The sequence below is a fragment of the Succiniclasticum sp. genome (assembly GCF_056977735.1).
Map to the genome: position 1 here is coordinate 50036 of NZ_DBMCWA010000007.1, position 17731 is coordinate 67766.

14 protein-coding genes are annotated in these 17731 nt (G+C 53.7%); 2 read left to right on the forward strand and 12 right to left on the reverse strand.

Annotated elements, in window-relative coordinates; genetic code table 11:
• Positions 1-111: 111 nt before the first annotated feature.
• From ACZOWY_RS05425 to ACZOWY_RS05435, 3 genes are all read right to left on the reverse strand, one after another.
• A complete protein-coding gene (locus tag ACZOWY_RS05425) occupies positions 112-1110 on the reverse strand; it encodes an SDR family NAD(P)-dependent oxidoreductase (RefSeq protein ID WP_484393608.1) in 999 nt (332 codons plus the stop codon).
• Between the two features lie 88 nt (positions 1111-1198).
• Complete coding sequence (locus ACZOWY_RS05430; protein WP_484393611.1) at positions 1199-2908, reverse strand: HAMP domain-containing sensor histidine kinase; 1710 nt, start codon at positions 2906-2908, stop codon at positions 1199-1201.
• An 87-nt stretch (positions 2909-2995) separates the two neighbouring features.
• A complete protein-coding gene (locus tag ACZOWY_RS05435; RefSeq protein ID WP_484393614.1) occupies positions 2996-3691 on the reverse strand; it encodes a response regulator transcription factor in 696 nt (231 codons plus the stop codon).
• Between the two features lie 278 nt (positions 3692-3969).
• On the opposite strand from ACZOWY_RS05435, the gene ACZOWY_RS05440 reads away from it, so the two are divergent.
• Entirely contained in the window at positions 3970-4842 is an 873-nt protein-coding gene (locus tag ACZOWY_RS05440) for a hypothetical protein (protein WP_484393615.1), read from the forward strand.
• Between the two features lie 271 nt (positions 4843-5113).
• The gene (locus ACZOWY_RS05445; RefSeq protein WP_484393618.1) at positions 5114-5974 is read left to right on the forward strand and encodes a hypothetical protein; all 861 of its coding nucleotides are present in this window, start codon (positions 5114-5116) and stop codon (positions 5972-5974) included.
• Positions 5975-6222: 248 nt separating this feature from the next.
• Here ACZOWY_RS05445 and ACZOWY_RS05450 read toward each other — a convergent pair whose 3' ends face one another.
• The 9 genes from ACZOWY_RS05450 to ACZOWY_RS05490 form a co-directional block, all read right to left on the reverse strand.
• Positions 6223-6651, reverse strand: coding sequence for a VanZ family protein (locus ACZOWY_RS05450; RefSeq protein ID WP_484393619.1), 429 nt, complete (start codon positions 6649-6651; stop codon positions 6223-6225).
• Between the two features lie 11 nt (positions 6652-6662).
• A complete protein-coding gene (locus ACZOWY_RS05455) occupies positions 6663-7493 on the reverse strand; it encodes a bifunctional 5,10-methylenetetrahydrofolate dehydrogenase/5,10-methenyltetrahydrofolate cyclohydrolase (protein ID WP_484393622.1) in 831 nt (276 codons plus the stop codon).
• A gap of 132 nt (positions 7494-7625) precedes the next feature.
• Positions 7626-9296, reverse strand: coding sequence for a formate--tetrahydrofolate ligase (locus ACZOWY_RS05460; protein WP_484393626.1), 1671 nt, complete (start codon positions 9294-9296; stop codon positions 7626-7628).
• A gap of 122 nt (positions 9297-9418) precedes the next feature.
• Positions 9419-11443 (reverse strand): penicillin-binding transpeptidase domain-containing protein, encoded by a 2025-nt coding sequence (locus tag ACZOWY_RS05465; RefSeq protein ID WP_484393628.1) that lies wholly within the window; start codon positions 11441-11443, stop codon positions 9419-9421.
• Complete coding sequence (locus ACZOWY_RS05470; protein WP_484393629.1) at positions 11443-12642, reverse strand: FtsW/RodA/SpoVE family cell cycle protein; 1200 nt, start codon at positions 12640-12642, stop codon at positions 11443-11445. Before ACZOWY_RS05470 ends, ACZOWY_RS05465 begins: the two co-directional genes overlap by 1 nt.
• A gap of 99 nt (positions 12643-12741) precedes the next feature.
• Positions 12742-13458, reverse strand: coding sequence for a tRNA (guanosine(46)-N7)-methyltransferase TrmB (gene trmB, locus ACZOWY_RS05475; RefSeq protein WP_484393631.1), 717 nt, complete (start codon positions 13456-13458; stop codon positions 12742-12744).
• Between the two features lie 3 nt (positions 13459-13461).
• Entirely contained in the window at positions 13462-15363 is a 1902-nt protein-coding gene (locus tag ACZOWY_RS05480) for a sigma-54-dependent Fis family transcriptional regulator (RefSeq protein ID WP_484393635.1), read from the reverse strand.
• A gap of 32 nt (positions 15364-15395) precedes the next feature.
• Entirely contained in the window at positions 15396-16706 is a 1311-nt protein-coding gene (locus ACZOWY_RS05485) for a C40 family peptidase (protein WP_484393637.1), read from the reverse strand.
• A 65-nt stretch (positions 16707-16771) separates the two neighbouring features.
• Positions 16772-17671 (reverse strand): radical SAM protein, encoded by a 900-nt coding sequence (locus ACZOWY_RS05490; RefSeq protein ID WP_484393639.1) that lies wholly within the window; start codon positions 17669-17671, stop codon positions 16772-16774.
• Between the last annotated feature and the right edge of the window lie 60 nt (positions 17672-17731).

Below are 17731 nucleotides of genomic sequence, written 5' to 3' on the forward strand. Positions count from 1 at the left end.
CACACATACGCATACGTAAAAGATTCTTTAATCATTATTGATTATTGTGTAAAAAGCCGCAAACCTTCCGGTCTTTTCCAGTCTGCCGTGGACTTCATCCTGCTTTTCCCTTCATCCTGCCGCGGTCAGCCCGCCATCCACGGGAATCACTGCTCCCGTCATGAAGGAATTAGCCGGGGAAGCCACACTGCAGATCACATGGGCGACTTCTTCCGCCGCCGCGATCCGCCCCAACGGATAGCCCTCACCCATGTCTTCCTTGGTATACCCTCCGTCCGCCGCTGTCAGCTGGGCTGTCAGCAACGGCGTATCCACGTCTCCCGGACAGATGCAGTTAATCCGGATATCCGGCGCCAGATCCAGTGCCAGTGCTTTGGTCAGGGACACCACGGCACCTTTGGATGCACAGTACACGGGGCAGCCGTAATTGCCTCCGATCCCCGCGTCACTGGCTATGTTGATGATGCAGCGGTCCCGGGATGCCGTAGCGCTGCCCGTATTTTCGACCGCCGGTTCCGGCATTGCAGCGTCCGTTCCGGTTACTGCATCTGTGTCTGGCGCTGCACTGTTTTCCGCTTCGCCGTGAGGAAGCATATACGGCTGGCAGGCCTGTATCATAAGCAGGGTTCCCTTGACGTTAACATCCATGATGCGGTTATAATCCGCCACCGAAACATTCTCTATCCGTTTCTCCTGATAGATCCCGGCGCTGTTCACCAGGATATCGATCCGGTCTTTCCCGCAATACCCGGCTATGGCAGCCGCCATACGGCAGTCCGCCGGCTTCGTCACATCCGCATGTATATAGCGAAGTCTTGCCCGGTCTTCGGCAGTACCCGGCAGGGAACTGTCCCGCGCTCCGGACCCGTCTTTGCCCGGCCCGTCTGCAGCGCTGAATGTATCCGTTTCTTCCTGCAAACCGGGAAAAACCACAGACTCCGGGTCCTTGCATCCGGCGATTTCCGCCAGCGCTTTCATGCCCCTTGTACGGTCCCTGCCGACGATACAGACAGCGGCCCCGTCCAGCCAGAAGGCCCGGGCGGCGGCCAGTCCGATCCCGCTGGTCCCGCCGGTAATCAGTACCATTTTATTTTTACAACCGTACTCCATGTAAGAACTCCTGAATTGAACAAAATGTTATGTTACGGAAACACCGATTCGTCCGTCTGCACGATGACCGGCTCCTGCAGTCTGTCTTTTAGCAAAAACCCGCTTCCGCCTTTTCTTCTGCACTGAGTTCTTCCGGTTTCGGCAGCTCCAGCACCGCAGTAGTACCCTTGCCGTACTCACTTTGCATCATGGCAGCAATGACATGCCGTTCCGCAATTTCCCGGGCTATCGCCAGCCCCAGTCCGCTGCCGGATTTATTGTCCTCCCCTCTCGTCTTGTAGAAGCGGTCAAACACATGCAGCAGATCCTCGCTTTTGATACCGGGCCCGTGATCCGCAATGGTCAGGCGCCGGTTCGTCAGCTTTACTTCGATGGAGCTGTTCTCCGGGCTGAATTTCACGGCATTGTCCAAAAAAATCATCAGCATCTGGTTCAGCCGTCCGAAATCACCCGTCATCTTATAGACCGGCGTATCCAGCTGGCAGTCCACGGTAATATTTTTTTCTCTGGCCAGATGGCGGGCACTTCGCACAGCGCCCTGTACCACTTCGCAGAAGTTCAGCGGTTCCTTTTCAATGGGAAAATCCACATTCTGCAGGCGGGACAGATCCAGCAGGTCGTTGATCAGCCGTTGCAGGAACAGGGTCTCGCTGTACATGGTATCATAATACCGTTCCACATCGGCCGGTTCCGTCACCACCTTATCCCGCAGCGCTTCCAGGCTGCCCCGTACCACCGTGACCGGCGTACGCAGCTCGTGGGAAATATTGGCGATAAATTCTTTCCGCAGTTTTTCCGTTTTCCGTGTTTCCCTGTCGGCCTGCTCCAGTTTCCCGGCCATACTGTCCAAAGTGGCAGCCAGTTCGCCAATCTCATCATTCTGCTGCACAAAGCACCGGGCTGTATAATCGCCGGCAGCCAGTTTTTCTGCCGTATCTTTCATCTTGTTCAGCGGTCTGGTAAATTTCAGGGACAGGAACCAGGCCGTCGCCAGCGCCAGGATCAGTGCCAGAACCAGGCAGCCGCCGAAGACTTCCAGCGCCTCATAGAATGCATGCCGCAGGCCAAATACCGGCACCCGCAGCATCAGGACTCCCTCTACTCCACCATTTTTGTCATAAACAGGAGCCGCGGCCAGGACCATCATCTCATTGATCCGTTTGTCAAATTCCTCCCGTACAGAGGATTCTCCCCTGAAGCCTTTGCGGAACATGTCCCGGTAGACCTGTGGGAGGGAATTAACCGTAGTAGTACCTTCAAAGACAGGAGGGATATCCCGTCCCTGGGGACCGTTATGGTGTTCCACACGACCCCGGATATTGTAGGGAACTTCTTTCATATCCCCTTCCGGGATATGAGTCCGCATCACGATCTCCCCATCCTTGTTTGCCACCCAGACATCGTCTGCCGTAATAATATTGACATAGGCGATCAGCCGGCGGGAGCGCAACAGGGTGGCCGGATTCACCGCCTTGCCTCCGGAATCCGGATTTGCTTTCCCCGCCGCATCCTGCCCGAAAACAGCAGGAGTCTCCGTGCCGCTGCCAGCGTTGTTTGCAGCACGGGCGTCAGCGTTTCCGGTATTCTTTTCATTTGCTTCCCGCAACCGGGAGCGCTCCAGATTGTCCCCCATAATGGCCGCTACGCTGGCTGCCCTGTGGGCCAGCGAGCGCTGCTGCCGTTCAATGAAGTTCTCCCGGAAAAAATGGCCGAACGAAAAGGCCATGACAAACGCGAATACTAAAATGGCCAGCGCAAAATAGGCCGCCAACTTCGCAGCTATTTTACTCTTAAACATTTCCCTCTCCATTCCGCCGCTGCAACAAAACGGCTAAAACTACCGGATGGCATCCGTCCGTAAACCCGGTCACGAACGGAACAATTTTTACTTCTCCGCGATTTCGAACCGGTAGCCCACACCCCAGATCGTCTTCACGGCCCAGCCGGGATGTTCAAAGGCGTCCAGTTTGGCACGCAATCGTTTTATATGGGAATCCACCGTACGGCTGTCCCCGAAATAATCGTATCCCCAGAGACTGTCCAGCAGGTTGTCCCGGGAAAAGACCTTTTTGGAATTGGACGCCAGCAGCCAGAGCAGTTCCTTTTCCCGTTTGGTCAGGGGCACTTCCGTCCCATCAATGGTAACCATATAATTATCAATATCAATACTCAGGTTGGCAACGGTCAGTTTACGGGATTTATTCTCCTCCTGCTGGGGAATCCGCCGCAGGATCGCCCGGGCACGGGCCATGACCTCTGCCGCGCTGAACGGTTTCACGATATAGTCATCTGCCCCGATGTCCAGTCCCAGAATTTTATCCGCGTCTTCGCTCCGGGCTGTGATCATGATTACAGGCACCTGGGACGTAGCCCGGATGGCTTTACATACGGAAAAACCGTCTTTTTTCGGCATCATGACGTCCAGAAAAACAATGCTGATCTCTCTGGAAAATTCCCGGAACAGGCGTAGCGCCTCGTCCCCGTCATAGGCAATATAGCTGCCCCAGCCTTCTTTGGCAGCGTAATCTTTCAATACTTTTGTTATTTGCGCATTATCGTCCGCAATCAATACTTTGTTCATATGCAGCCCCCCTCGTTGCAGACTTACAAAGATACTTATACAGATTAATTATACATCAAAAACATCAAAAGGAAAAACATATTTTTGTTTGGAAAAAAACATGGTTTTGTCATAAATTGCAAGTAATATGAGCATGAACAGAAGGCACACAGGCAGGTTTAATTCATGACACCGCTACTGTCCGGAAACCTTTCTGAACTCAACATGCCGTAATGCCTTCCGGTTCCGGAAACGCAGACGCAAAAGACAGAAAAAATAAAAAAGAAGGAGAGATGAACATGTTTAAATACTGGAAAAAGAGCTTAGTTGCTGCAGGCGTATTGGCCACTGTACTGGCAGGCTCCGCATTTGCCGCTACGGAAGCGGAAGATGCCGCAACCCAGCAGAGAGGATTGGATTACAACAATAAAATCGAACAGCAGGCGCCGGATATGGAAAAAGGCCATCCCCCCTTCGGTATCCACAAGGATGGGCATCATAAACCCGGTCCGCACCACGGACACCATGGCAAACCGGGTCCCGGCCATCACCATGACAAGTTCCACGGACCCCATGGCGGCGAAGGTTCCCTCGGCGGACCCGGTCACCACAAAGGAGAATTCCACAGACACCACGGGGAAAAGAAGGACCGGCCCGGCAAACTGACTCAGGAACAGCGTCAGCAGTTAGCCAGAGAACGGGAACAGTTCTTTGCAAACTGGCAGAGCATGTCTGACCTGGAACGGCGTGAAGCTACCGAGAACTTTATCAACCGCGTCAATGAAGAACGCATGAAAAACATGACCGAAGACGAAAAGAAAGCCTTTGAAAAACGTCAGGCCGCGAAAAAAGCCGAACGTGAAAAAATCGCCAAAATGACGGAAGACGAACGGCATGAGTATTTTAAACAGAAACACGACCAGATGGTGAAAAACCGTACCAAAAATATGACCCCGGAAGAAAAAGAACGCTTCCTGGAGCGGGATAAACGCCAGCAGGAACGTATGGAGGCCTTCTGGAAGAAATGGAAACAGATGACTCCGGAAGAAAAAGAGCAATGGAAGAAAGACCATCACCGTTTCGGCCCCGGTCCCGGCCAGGGAGTACCAGGACCGAGAGGACACAGGGGACCGCACGACGGTCAGGGTCCCAAAGAACCCCGCCCGGTGTAATCTGATTGCCGGTAACATCCTGATTCCAAAAAACTGATTCGAAAAGACAATACATTTTCTCCCCTATGCAAAGCCCCCTGTTGTGCGACAGGGGGCTTTCACAATTTATAGGAAACTTTGGTTTTGCCATGCATTTGTCAAAATTTAATTTTATCTTTATAATAAATAGTAAGGTCAGGTATTAGTCATTTCAAGTTATCGTAAGTCAGAGTATTAGGGAGACACAGATCAATACGAAACCACAAAAACACAGATAGGGAGGTTTCTTACCATGAAAAAATGGAAACAGATGGCCGCGCGCCTTTTAACACTGTCCGTCCTTGCCGCAGTGCTGGCTGTTCCTGTATGTGCCGGCGCCGCTGATATCCGGAAAGCAGATTCTTCCGCGCAGACCTATAAAGATGGCGCCGTCGTGCCTGCGGCAAAGGCGCCTGCCGTACGTCGGGCCGCACAGGAAAAAGCCCTTTCTGATTATTATATTACCAGCGGTAAAAAGCTGGACCAGGCGGTAGCAACACTGCTGAACATCAATCCGGAAGAAACAGGCCTGGATCCTCAGGTGGAATACAGCTATCGTATGGATAAAGTCCTGACTGGCGATTATTTCTACCATGTCAGGGCATTCCATCCCGGTTCCACTGGTGCTGCGGGAGATTTCCTGCTGGCCAAAGACCAGAGCTGTGTGTTCCGGCGCTTTCCCGGGGAAAACCGGACAGAACTGCTGGAAGGAACCACGGAAAAGCTGCTGGAAAAGGTGGAAGTCTATCCCGCTTATAAAAAAATACCGATAGACGGCGTAGGCAAAGTGTTGATCCGGGTCCCCGGCAACATCCCTTATAACCTGACGCTGACCAGTCTCAATGAAAATATGCTGACGATCCAAACGGATGAGCACGGCCAGCAGTGGGTCTATGGCGTATCCCGCGGCAAAGCCGACGTATTGGCCGAAGTAGAGATCGGTAACTTTTCAACAAGCAAGGTCCTTTCTTTCACCGTAATGGATGAAAAAGACGCAGCCCGGGAAGAAAACCGGCGGTCCGGCGGCGGGTTCCCCATCGGGATCGGCATCGGCATCGGCTGGGGCCATGGCCACCACCACGGACATGGCGGCGGTGTGGTGATCGGAATTTAAAATTTTTTAAAAGTTAAAACGCAGCGCCGGGGAATACATCGCAAAACTGTTCCCGTTTGCTATTTCATGGATTCATTCGCCTGTGGCTTCGAAACTCGGGCTTCGCCCTCAGACAGTCTCGCCACAGCCGGCTCATTTCATCTCACGAAATTTCGCAAACGCTCACAATGTTTTGCTTATGTATTCCCCGGCGCTGCTGTTTTATTTTATACAATTATATTCAATAAATTCCTTTCGCTTCTACAGCCTTACTGTTTTATCCGTTTCCACAGCTGAAAGACCAGCCAGCCGCTGAAGCCGCCTGAGAAATCCAGCATGATATCCGTCACCTGGCCGCTCCGCCCCGGTGAAAACAGCTGGATATACTCGTCAAGCACCGCTGTCATCAGCGACAGGAGCAAGATATAACCGTGGGCGTTTTTACGGTCTGTGCGGGCGGACTGAAAAGCGTTGCACAATAACAGCGCCTGTACAAAGTACTCCGTAAAATGCGCCGTCTTGCGGATATAATGATTCATCGCCGGCAGCGGCACCGGTTTGTCCAGAAAGGAATTGATCCCGGCAATCAGGTTCACGAAAAAATAGCTGGTTTCATCGCTGAGTTCTGCCGGCAGGCTGGAATTGTAAAAAATCAGCCCGGTAAAAGCCAGGGCCGCCACCCCGTAAAGTTTGCGCATGGCTCCCTACCTTACAGATTCCGGATCAGCGCGTCCATCATCATCACGTTGCTGACCACGCCGACACCGCCGGGCACCGGGGTAAAGGCCGAGGCTTTCTCCGCCACGTCCGGCGCCACATCCCCTGCAATCCCGTTTTCGGTCACGTTGATGCCCACATCCACAATCACCGCGCCGGGTTTCACCATATCCGGTGTCACAAAGCCGGCTTTACCGATAGCCGCCACAATAATATCCGCCTGCCGTACTACTTCCGGCAGGTTTTTTGTATGGGAATGGCAGACGGTAACAGTGCAGTTTTCCTGCAGCAGCAGCAGCGCCACCGGTTTGCCTACCACGTTGCTGCGTCCTAATACAACCGCATGTTTTCCGTCCAAAGAAATCTTGTAAAACTTCAGGATCGCCATGCAGGCCCGGGGCGTACAGGCAGCCCAGCGGCCTTTGCCCATCAGCAGGGCCCCGCCGTTAGACGGGTTCAGGCAGTCCATGTCTTTTTCCGGGGCCAGGGCTGCGCCCACCGCTTCCCCATCCACCTGCTTCGGCATGGGCATCATGGGCAGGATACCGGAAATATCCGGATCCCCGTTCAGCTTCCGGACCGCCGCGATCACTTCTTCCGTAGTGGCGGTTCCCGGCAGTTCCACACAGCGGCTGCCGATGCCCAGGCTTTCAGTCATCTTCAGCAGGCGTTTCCGGTACACAAAGGAAGCGGGATCTTCCCCCACCGTTACGATCGCAAGGGTAACCTGTTTGCCTGTTACGCGGGCTTCTTCCACTTTTTCTTTGATTTGTTCTTTATATTCATCCGCCACCGGGCGGCCACTCATCATTAGTGTTTCCATGTGTAGTTCCCTTTCGACAACAAGAGACCGACAGGAGTATCTGCCGGTCTCAATTTTATTCCGTCACCAATGTTCCCTGATTACAGGGAATATCCGTCAATTCGTCAGTTCCCTTATCACAAGGCGTAATCATCAGAACAGGCCGCTGATCTTGCCCTCATCCGTTACGTCGATGTTTTCCGCCGCCGGTTTCTTGGGCAGGCCCGGCATGGTCATGATGTCGCCGGTATAAATGACGATAAAGCCGGCGCCGGCGCTGATTTTGGCGTTCTTCACGTTCACGGTGAAACCGGATGGAGCGCCTAACAGGGCCGGATTATCCGACAAGGAGTACTGGGTCTTGGCCATGCAGACCGGCAGATTACCGTAGCCTTCTTTTTCGTACTGATCCAGGGCCTGGGCCGCTTTGGCCTGGAATTCTACCCGGTCGCCGCCGTAAATTTCTTTCACAATGGTTTCCACTTTTTTACGCAGCGGCATCTCCAGCGGGTATACCGGTTTGAAGCGGGCCATGCCGCTTTCCGCCAGGGCAACCACTTCTTTGGCCAGTTCCACGCCGCCTTCGCCGCCTTTGGCGAATACGTCGCTGAGGGCTACGTTGACGCCCATGCCGGCGCAGTAATCATAGACTGCCTGCAGCTCTTCCTTGGTATCCTGGGCAAAGATATTGATGGCAACCACTACAGGCACGCCGAATTTGAAAATGTTTTCGATATGCTTGCCCAGATTCGGCAGGCCTTTCTTCACGGCTTCCACGTTAGGTTCTTTCAGGTCTGCCTTGGCTACGCCGCCGTGCATCTTCAGGGCGCGCACCGTAGCTACCAGCACGCAGGCGTCCGGGGCCAGGCCAGCCTGACGGCATTTGATGTCGAAGAATTTCTCCGCGCCCAGATCGGCGCCGAATCCGGCTTCCGTAATGGTGAAGTCTGCCAGACGCAGGGCCGTACGGGTAGCCATTACACTGTTGCAGCCGTGGGCGATGTTGGCAAAGGGGCCGCCGTGGATGATGGCCGGTACGTGTTCAAGGGTCTGTACCAGGTTCGGTTTCACCGCATCCTTCAGCAGCGCCGCCATGGCGCCGGCCGCATGCAGGTCTTCTGCCGTGACCGGTTTTCCGTCATAGTCATAGGCGACTACGATCCGTTTCAGCCGTTCTTTTAAGTCGTGCAGGTTGGAAGCCAGGCACAGGATCGCCATGACTTCACTGGCCACCGTAATATCGAAGCCGTCTTCCCGGGGCACGCCGTGTGCTTTGCCGCCCAGGCCGATGACAATGTTCCGCAGAGCCCGGTCATTCATATCCACGACCCGTTTCCAGATGATGCGCCGCGGGTCGATGTGCAGCGGGTTCCCCTGCTGGATGGAGTTATCCAGCATGGCGGACAGCAGCATATGGGCGGACGTGATGGCATGGAAGTCGCCGGTAAAATGCAGGTTGATGTCTTCCATGGGCACAACCTGGGAGTAACCGCCGCCGGCCGCGCCGCCTTTGATCCCGAAGCAGGGCCCCAGAGAAGGCTCACGCAAGGCCACAATTACTTTTTTGCCAATCTTCTGCAGGCCCTGGGCCAGGCCTACCGTAGTAGTAGATTTTCCTTCGCCGGCCGGCGTAGGTGTAATCGCGGTCACCAGTACCAGCTTGCCCGGTTTCCGGTCTTCCACTTTACGGATCAGGTCATAGGAAAGTTTGGCTTTATATTTTCCGTACAATTCCAGATCGTCCTGCGCGATCCCCAATTTTTCCGCAATCTCCGTAACAGACTGCATTTTCACCTGCTGGGCAATTTCAATATCAGACAACATGGCTGCATCCTCCTTCTCTTCTCCTGAATCCCCTCATACTGGTTTTATAATTCTAACTATTATGTACTTGTTTAAACACGCAATTTGCGGTTTCGCGCTTCTATTATACCCTAAAATCTCATTTACTGAAACCAGATTTCTATTTTTGTTCCCGGTTCCACTTCCGTCCCGCCGGCAGGCCTCTGCTGATAAGCTTTTCCAGAGCCGTAGGGCTCCAGCACCAGGTTTCCTTTCTGCAGTTCGCCGGTGATAGCCCGGGCATCAAAACCGGAAAAGTCCGGCACGATCCAGTTCTTTCCTTTCGGCTTCAGGGACGGCAGCGCTTTTTCCGGTTTTTCCCGCTGCCCCGGTTTCATATGAGCTTCAAAACTGGGAAGGCCTTCGCTGTTGCTGGGCTGGATGCCCTTGGCCACCAGGATCTGCTGCAGGGTGTCGCGGAAGATAGGCGCGGACACCTGGGAACCGTAGAATGCCCCCCGGGGCGTATCCAGCATGACCAGCATGGCATACTGTGGTTTATCCGCCGGTACAAAACCGACAAAGGAAGCAATATATTTCCCTGCCGCATAACCGCCCTGTTCGGCAATCTTCTGGGCCGTACCCGTCTTGCCTGCGATCCGGTAGCCTTTGATCCGGGCGGTCTTACCGCCGCCCTCGCTGACCACCTTTTCCATCATGGTCCGCATCTGGGCTGCTACTTCCGGCTTGATGACATTCCGCACCACCTGCTTCTTGCCTTTGCGGATCACCTCGCCGTTCGGCGCTACGATCCGGTCAATGATATAGGGTTTCAGCAGGTCCCCGCCGTTGGCGATGGCGCAGATGGCCCGCAGTTCCTGTAACGGCGTCACCGCAATGCCCTGTCCGATGGCCAGGGTGGCAATATCCGGTTCATACATGTTCTTGGGGTCGTACAGTATCCCGTCTTCCTCGCTGGGAAGTTCGATACCGGTGGCTGTCCCGAAGCCGTATTTTTTCGCCCATGCGATTTCCCGTTCAGCCCCCAGCTTCATCCCCAGCTGCACCATGCCGGTGTTAATGGAATATTTGATGACGTCTTCAAATTTACACAGGCCCATGCCCGTATCGTCCCAGTTGCTGATGACCCGGTCCGCAATGCGGATGGAACCGGTATCGTTAATGGGCGTATCCGGGGTGACAATGCCCTCCGACAGGCCCATGGTGCCTACGATTGGCTTGAATACAGAGCCGGGTTCGTAAATGATGGAGATAGCCCGGTTCAGCCAGTTGGAGGCAGGATATTTCCCGAAATGATTGGGGTCAAAGGTAGGCCGGCTGCCCATGGCCAAAATCGCTCCGGTATGGGGATCCATGATCAGCACCGCGGCAGCCGCCGCGTTTGTCCGCTTCATGGCATCATCCAGCGCGTCTTCGATGACAAACTGCATCTTGCTGTCAATGGTCAGGTACACGGTGGCCACCATGGTCTTTTCCCGGTTCTCCTCCAGATCCGTGTCCTGGTCGGCAATGGTCCGTCCCATAGCGTCCACCATCTTGGTCTGTCGTGTCTCCGCGCCTTTCAAAATGCTATCCAGAGCCAATTCCAGCCCGGACAGGCCGCTGTCATCCGTCCCGACGAAGCCCAGCACCTGGGCTGCCATGGATTTTTTCGTATAATACCGTTTGCTTTCCGAAATGAAATGCAGACCCGGCAGCTTGTTTTCTTTTATAATCTTTACGACCTGTTCGTAATCTTTGGGTTCCAGCATGCGCTTGATCCAGACGAACTGGCCTTTTAATGTAAAGTCTTCATACAACGCCGCTTCGCTGATATTCAAAACCGGCGCCAGCTTCTGGGCCGCGATCCGGGGGATATCCCGGTATTCGGTCTGCTGTTTGCCGGGTTTGGCGCTCTTGTTCATCTCATCGGGATTCACATACAGGGAGTGCACCATGATGCTGACGGCAAGTTCTTCCCCGTTCCGGTCCACGATCCGTCCCCGGGGCGTATGCCGCTTGATCTTGTCTGTAACCTGTATGGTAGCACGTTTCCCCAGTTCCGTACCACTGACGATCTGGATCCACAGTAATTTAATGGCCACGGCGATGAACAGGCACAAAATGAGGCCACCCAGAATCAGCAGCCGGTTCCGGCTGTCACTTAGCGTAAATTTTATCTTTTTCATCAGAATGGCCTCCTGTAACGGTTGGAGGAAACCACCCTCAGCCTGCTGTCTTCCGTAGGAGGAAGCCCGGCTGCGATCCGTTCTTCCATACTCTCCCGGGCGCTTTCGTTACGGTAAACCCCGATCACCAGGCCCATGGTAAACATATTGGCAATCAGCGACGTGCCGCCGTAGCTGATAAACATCAGCGGCACACCGATAACCGGAAACAGACCGGTAACCATAGCCATATTGGCGGCAGCCTGCCCGATCAGGAAAAATGTCGCGCCCGCCACCAGCATATATCCTCTCCGGTCTTTCGTATTCATTGCGATCGTCACCATGGCCCAGGCCATCATTACAAAACAGGCGATTAAAAACAGCGCGCCTATATAGCCCCATTCCTGGCAAAAAATAGCAAAAGCAAAGTCGGTATGGGCTTCCGGCAGATAAAAGAACTTACTGGACCCCTGTCCCCAGGGAAGCCCTGTCAGTCCGCCGCTGCCGATAGCCATCAGAGACTGGGTCATCTGGTAACCGCCGCCCTGGGCATCCTTCCAGGGATCCAGCCAGAGGAAGATACGGGCCCGACGGTACGGAGCCATCATGGCCAGCGCGCAGATCAGAACGCCAAGCCCTCCCAGAGACAGGATCTGCTTTTTGGGAATCCCCGCCAGCACATACATGCCCAGCATCAGGGCAAGCACGATGGTCGCCGTCCCCATGTCCGGCTGCAGGAAGATCAGCCCCGCAAAAAGAATTGTGATCAGCAGCGCCTGATTAGAGGGATATCCCAGCAAACTTACTTTCTGTCCCTTTTGCAGCCGGTCTCCCAAAAAGGAAGCAGCCATCAGGATGACGGACACCTTGGCCAGTTCTGACGCCTGCAGGGAAAACCCTGCAATGTAGATCCAGCGGCGGGAACCGTTGACCACGGTCCCGATGCCCAGCGTCGCCGCCAGCAACAGAACCGTGACCCAGGCAATGACCATATAGAACCGCGGGCTCATCATACGTTTATAGTTTACGCGAAACGCAGTAACCCAAAATACCAGTCCGCCCACGGCAGCATATCCCAGATACCGGACCAGGAAATGGTAGGGATTCCCGGTCATGGCCTCCGCCCTGACGAAGCTGGCGCTGAACACATTGACGCAGCCGATGACCATCAGCAGGATCATCAGCGTGATAATGGCGTCTTTGGGATTTTCCCATAACATGAATCGTTCTCGCATAATGTGTATATATCCTCTTTCCTTGCAGAAAAAAGCTGAAGCTGAACATCTGTATCTATAGGACAGTCAAAATGAATATGGAAGTCAGCCGGAGACATCCCCGGTTCCCGCCGGACGGATATTCTTCGGCGGGCGGGTTTCCACCTTGCCGGACTCTTTCGTGAACACTGCGGCACAGTAGTTGATCGGCGTTCCCAGTGCACTGAATTTCTTTTCATATTCTGTCTGCACTTCGTTGCGGTACCCGCTGTGATGCAGATCGTATGACAGTTCCCGTATCTCCATACCGAATTCTTTAAATTCTTCCACGGAAAAATCAAACAGTTTCCGGTTATCTGTCTTAAAAAACAGACGGCCTCCCACCCCCAGCAGCTTCAGGTACAGTCCCAGGAAATTCCGGTGGGTCAGACGGCGTTTCGCCTGTCTGGCTTTCGGCCAGGGATCGCTGAAATTCAGGTACAGGGTACGAATCTCACCCGGTGCGAACCAATCTTCCATATACGCGGCGTCCGCATTGATGATCACCATATTATCCAGCCCGTTTTCCATCGCTTTCCTTGCCGGGTAATAGGAAATGTCAAACTGGGTCTCGATTCCGATAAATGCCTTTTCGGGATGCAGCGCAGCCATCCCCGTAATAAACCCGCCTTTGCCGCAGCCGATTTCCAGACAGATCTCCCTGCCGGGAAACCGCTCCTGCCAGCGGCCTTTAAACTTTTCTATATCTTTCCGGTATAAAAAGCCTGCCTCCATCACTTCCGGCATGGCTTTTTCGATCCAGGGCTTCTTTCGTAAACGCATGTGTCAGAGTTCCTTTTTTTTCTTTCTCGGAGAAATCGGTCCCAGTTCATACTTCTTAAGATACCGGTACAGGGTCACGCGGCTTACATCCAGCATGGAAGCCAGTTTGGAAATATTGCCGCCCGCCGCTTTCCACACGGAGATAAAGGCTTCCTTGTCATATTTCCAGGATTTTTCCAATGTCTTATCCACCGGCATTTTAATGTCTTCCGCCTCGATTACTGTGCCGGGCACATGGAAGAAAGCCCGTTCGATGACCCCCTGCAGCTGCTTGATATTACCGGGCCAGCTGAAGCCGGTCAGTATTTTCAGCGCTTCCGGCGTAAGATGCTTCTGGGGCATATTATACTGGGCGCTCATTTCCGCCAGTATATGGTTTGCCAGGATGGAAATATCTTTCACCCGCTCCCGCAGCGGCGGGATCCGCATAACCGTATCCAAAAGCATTTCAAACAGCCTTCGGCTGAAAAGCCCCTTGTCAGCCAGACGCTTCAGATTACTGTCACAGGCCGCGATTACACGGACATTCAGCTTCTTCCGTTCTCCCGATCCGCGGACAGGCAGGCCTTCTTTTAATGCATCTGCCAGCCGGTCTCCCAGTTCTACCGGGAGCTTTTCCACCTCATCAATAAACAGGGTACCGCCCATAGCCAGTTCCAGTTTACCGGCCGCAGGCAGGTTATCCCCGTCCGTCCTTCCGAAAAATTCTTCTTCCATGACCTCAGGCGATTCATCGGAACATTTCACTACAAGCAGGGGGGCCGCTGCCCGGGCGCTGGCCTGATGGATGCCGTGGGCCAGCCGCTGTTTGCCGGTTCCCGGCTCACCCTGCAGGAGAATATTGGTATCTGCCCGGGCGATCCGTGTAGCCTTATGCTGCAGCGCCAGGAATTCCGCCGTTTCGCCAACCATACTGTATAAGCTGTACCGGCTGCTGTACCCGGTCGCATGGGCGATCGTAGTTTTCAGGTCCTCGATGGACATGGACAGGATGACGGCCCCTTCCACATTATTCCCTACTTTTACCGGCAGCGTTGTCGTAACATCTTCATAAGTCTTGTCCTGGGTGATCCAGGTGATTTCACGGCGGTATACAGGCTTTCCTGCCAGCGTCTGGCGAACCGGGATATGTTCATAGTTCAGGAACACGTCAGCCAGAGAATTTTTTCCGTCCAGACGTTGTTTTCCGTTTTCATTACAATACTGTATCTTTTCGTCCCGGTTCAGCCAGTAAACACTGACCGGCAATTCGTTCAGGATCATCTTTTGCACGTTCCAGTAGACCAGCATTTCCAGATACCGTTCCAGGGAATATTTCATGGTCAGCAACAGCGATAACAGAAGGTCATAGGGAAGTTCGCTCTGATCCACGGAGCAGAAAGACAGAATATAACGGATCTTGCCCTGCACACAGATAGGTGCACTGCAGGCATCCCCGTTATGGCTTTCCCGGATCCACATTTCCGGGCCGAACATCAGGAAAGGCACATTATGTTCCCGGGCTATACTGATACTGGAAGTTCCTACATCGCCTTCCAACACGCGCATCCCCTGGATATCTTCAATTACCCGCTGGAAAAACGGCATGGCATAATTTTTGATAACATAACCCTGGTCGTCAATCAGCAGCATGCTCAGATTATGGGCGTTAAAATGCTGTTTGTTCTGTTCATACAACCCGTCCACATACTCTACGATCTGGGCATGGGCCTTCTGATGCTCAATGATCTGTTCCCGGGTCAGGCGGTTGATCTTGGGCATCGTTTCATGAGGCAGATGAAGAGCCCGGCAGCGCTGCCAGGATTCCGCCACCCACGGATGCACATTGGGATCGACGATACCGTCCTCCATGAATTTATTGTAATATGCCGTTAATTTTTCCTTATTTCTTTTTTCACGAATCATCGCTGCGTTCCTCTCTCCCCATTTTATCTGTTTCAGCGGCTGCGGTCATTACCAGTCAGGATCCGGCGGGCTGTATAGTACCGCGGTCCCCAGTAGCTGTCAGTCAGATTGCTGAGCATGATGCCTCTGGAACTGGTCGCGTTCCAGAAGAGGTTATTACCGGCGTAGATTCCCACATGGGAAGCGCCAGGTTCATATGTAGTGAAAAATACCAGATCTCCCGGTTTCAGATTCTTTTTCGAGACAAACTTGCCTTCCAGCGCCTGGGTGTCCGCCGTACGCGTCAGCCGTATCCCGTTCTTTGCGAACACATACTGCACGTATCCGGAACAGTCAAAACCGTGGGGTGTCGTCCCTCCGAAGACATACGGTACGCCTTTGTACTGCGCGGCCGTTTTCAGGATCCTGGTACTGGCTACATTGCCGCCATACTCCTTGGCTTCCACCTGGAACTTCAGCTCTTCATAGGTAGCGTTATCCAGGTTACCGGTCTCTTTCAGTTTATATTTTTTTTGGAACTTACGTATGGCCTTACGGGTCGATTTGGTGAACCGTCCGTCCGTCTCATCGGGATCAAAGCCAAGCTTCAGAAGGTACTGTTGGGCCTGTTTGATCTTCCAGCCCTTGTCACCGACCTGATACACCGATTTTTCCGGCTCCGGCTTGGCCGGCCTTTGTGCTCTGGCCTTCTTTTCTGTCGCGGCCGGTTTTCCCTGAGCAGGCTTCTTTGTTTCCAGACCCGGCGGTTTAGTAGGCAGTTTGGCCGGCGCTGCTTTCACCACCGGCTTAGGTACCACGTTCGTCGCCTCTGCTTTGGGTGCTGCCTGTACCGGTTTCGCCTCTGCCGATTTGGCAGTTTCTGCTTTTACGGCAGGCTGTACGGGCGCCTGTGCCGGTGCAGTTTTCTGCACAGCGGGCTGCATTGGTTTAGGTGCTGCCTGTATCGGCGCAGTTTGCTGTACTGGTTTCGTCTCTGCCGGTTTGGCAGTTTCCGCTTTTACGGCAGGCTGTATGGGCGCCTGTGCCGGTGCAGTTTTCTGCGCAGCGGGCTGCATAGGTTTAGGCGCTGCCTGTACCGGCGCATTTTGCTGTATCGGTTTCGTCTCTGCCGGTTTATTTGCTGCCGGAGGATTGGCCGTCACTGTACTTTGCGGTTTCGTTTTCACCGTCACATCTTTAGGCATCGACCTGGGTACCGTCTGATTGCCGGTAATCCGCGTTCCATCCGCCCTGTGGGGCATATTGGTGATGACAGGGGCTGCCAGAACCGCTTGTGATCCCCACACCGGACACAGAACTGCCACTAATACGGCTGCCACCGTTTTCGCAATGATTCGTTTCATTCCTCTGTAATGCATGTCACCACATAGAATACACGCTGCCACAGGCAGGCGTATCTCCTTTACTGTTAATATCTGTCGTCGTTATAAACGTCCCATGTCTTTAATTTATCCAGTTCCTCCGCCGCCATCTGAACCTCAACAAGCAAGCGTTGCTTGTCCTTTGGCAGATTACCGGCAAAATTGACATAATTGGAAACATGGTTGCTGCGGAATATGGTATGGCAATGCTCCGGCAGGTCCACATTTTCCAGAATCATGTGCAGCTCGTGCATCAGGCCGCCGGGGGAAAGGGGATGGAATTCGCCCCGTTCAAACTGTTCTTTCAGTTCGCTGCCCCGGTACAGCATCAGGCACAGGGCGCTCAGCATGGTGGGCCGTATCTCGCTGATAGCCTTCGCCGTTTCCAGCGCGTGGCGCTCGCTGCCTTCCACGCCTGCGATGCCCAGGATGATCATGATGGAAAGCTTCATGCCCGCCTCAATGACACGTTTCCCCGCCTCAATGGACTGGGTTCCGTCCACTCCCTTGTTTACCGCTTTCAGCGTAACCGAATCGCCGCTTTCCATACCGTAATACAACAGCTTCAAGCCCGCTTCCCGCAGCTTTATCATCTCCTCCGGCGACTTCCTGAGAATGTCCTTGGGAGCCGCGTAGGAAGAGACCCGCTGCAAATGGGGAAAATACTGTTTCAGCGCATGAAGGATGCGAAGCAGCCGGTCCGTGCTCAGTACCAGTGCGTCGCCGTCCGCCAGAAAGACACGGCGCACACCGTCCCTGTTATAGGAATAGGCCATTGCCATCTGCCGGGCAATCTCTTCGTCCGTCAGAACCTGAAAAGGCACACCGCGGTACATATTGCAGTAGGTACACTTATTATGGGCACAGCCCCTGGTCACCCGCAGGATAAAGCTGTTGGCTTCGCTGGGCGGACGGAAAACAGGGGTATCGTAATTATCGAAAAACATCTGTGCTTCCTTTTCTGTCAAAAAATATTTACATTTTTCAAAAATTCAATTCAAATCATA

Bases quoted from the DNA above. Each gene is read 5' to 3' on its own strand.
- ACZOWY_RS05425 (WP_484393608.1), bottom strand. From the start codon at position 1,110: ATGGAGTACGGTTGTAAAAATAAAATGGTACTGATTACCGGCGGGACC.
- ACZOWY_RS05430 (WP_484393611.1), bottom strand. From the start codon at position 2,908: ATGTTTAAGAGTAAAATAGCTGCGAAGTTGGCGGCCTATTTTGCGCTG.
- ACZOWY_RS05435 (WP_484393614.1), bottom strand. From the start codon at position 3,691: ATGAACAAAGTATTGATTGCGGACGATAATGCGCAAATAACAAAAGTA.
- ACZOWY_RS05440 (WP_484393615.1), top strand. From the start codon at position 3,970: ATGTTTAAATACTGGAAAAAGAGCTTAGTTGCTGCAGGCGTATTGGCC.
- ACZOWY_RS05445 (WP_484393618.1), top strand. From the start codon at position 5,114: ATGAAAAAATGGAAACAGATGGCCGCGCGCCTTTTAACACTGTCCGTC.
- ACZOWY_RS05450 (WP_484393619.1), bottom strand. From the start codon at position 6,651: ATGCGCAAACTTTACGGGGTGGCGGCCCTGGCTTTTACCGGGCTGATT.
- ACZOWY_RS05455 (WP_484393622.1), bottom strand. From the start codon at position 7,493: ATGGAAACACTAATGATGAGTGGCCGCCCGGTGGCGGATGAATATAAA.
- ACZOWY_RS05460 (WP_484393626.1), bottom strand. From the start codon at position 9,296: ATGTTGTCTGATATTGAAATTGCCCAGCAGGTGAAAATGCAGTCTGTT.
- ACZOWY_RS05465 (WP_484393628.1), bottom strand. From the start codon at position 11,443: ATGAAAAAGATAAAATTTACGCTAAGTGACAGCCGGAACCGGCTGCTG.
- ACZOWY_RS05470 (WP_484393629.1), bottom strand. From the start codon at position 12,642: ATGTTATGGGAAAATCCCAAAGACGCCATTATCACGCTGATGATCCTG.
- trmB (WP_484393631.1), bottom strand. From the start codon at position 13,458: ATGCGTTTACGAAAGAAGCCCTGGATCGAAAAAGCCATGCCGGAAGTG.
- ACZOWY_RS05480 (WP_484393635.1), bottom strand. From the start codon at position 15,363: ATGATTCGTGAAAAAAGAAATAAGGAAAAATTAACGGCATATTACAAT.
- ACZOWY_RS05485 (WP_484393637.1), bottom strand. From the start codon at position 16,706: ATGAAACGAATCATTGCGAAAACGGTGGCAGCCGTATTAGTGGCAGTT.
- ACZOWY_RS05490 (WP_484393639.1), bottom strand. From the start codon at position 17,671: ATGTTTTTCGATAATTACGATACCCCTGTTTTCCGTCCGCCCAGCGAA.